Origin of the sequence: Streptomyces millisiae, from assembly GCF_031845425.1 — a bacterium.
Taxonomy (GTDB): Bacteria; Actinomycetota; Actinomycetes; order Streptomycetales; family Streptomycetaceae; genus Streptomyces; species Streptomyces millisiae.
In genome coordinates this window covers 1-431 of sequence record NZ_JAVREM010000353.1, presented here as the reverse complement: position 1 = coordinate 431, position 431 = coordinate 1, and the positions used below count along the sequence as shown (strand labels likewise).

1 protein-coding gene is annotated in these 431 nt (G+C 68.4%); it reads right to left on the bottom strand.

Going from position 1 to position 431, the window contains the following annotated elements; all coding sequences use genetic code 11:
* On the bottom strand, positions 1-431 hold a 431-nt coding region (locus tag RNC47_RS37050), incomplete at both ends, for an acyl-CoA reductase (RefSeq protein ID WP_311605265.1).

The window sequence follows — 431 nt, the reverse complement described above, 5'->3', positions numbered from 1 at the left end:
ACCAACGCGCTCTGGGCAATCGACGCGACGCAGCCGGACGGGGCGTTACCGGCCAGCATGTGCACCACGCGGGGCGGGAAGGCCCGCACCGCGCCGGTGTTCCCGGCCGCGTCGGTACGGCTCACCCAGCCGTCGAGCACGGCCGGATCGGCGAAGTTGGATTCGACTTGGGCCCACAGGCTGTCCCGGTTCAGCAGGGCCGGTGCGGCGCGGTAGAGGTTTTCCACCACTCGGCGTGGCAGCGGATTGGTCTCGGCCACCAGATCCAGGCAGCGCTGCATGTGCGGATTGCCATCGAGCCGCAGCCGTTCACCGGTCTCGACCAGAAAGTCGATGATCTCGGCCAGCGGCACGTTCAACAGCGGCGGCAATTCCGAGCGCGGGGTCACCAGCGCATCCAGTTCGATTGCGGGCGTGGCGAAGTCGACACC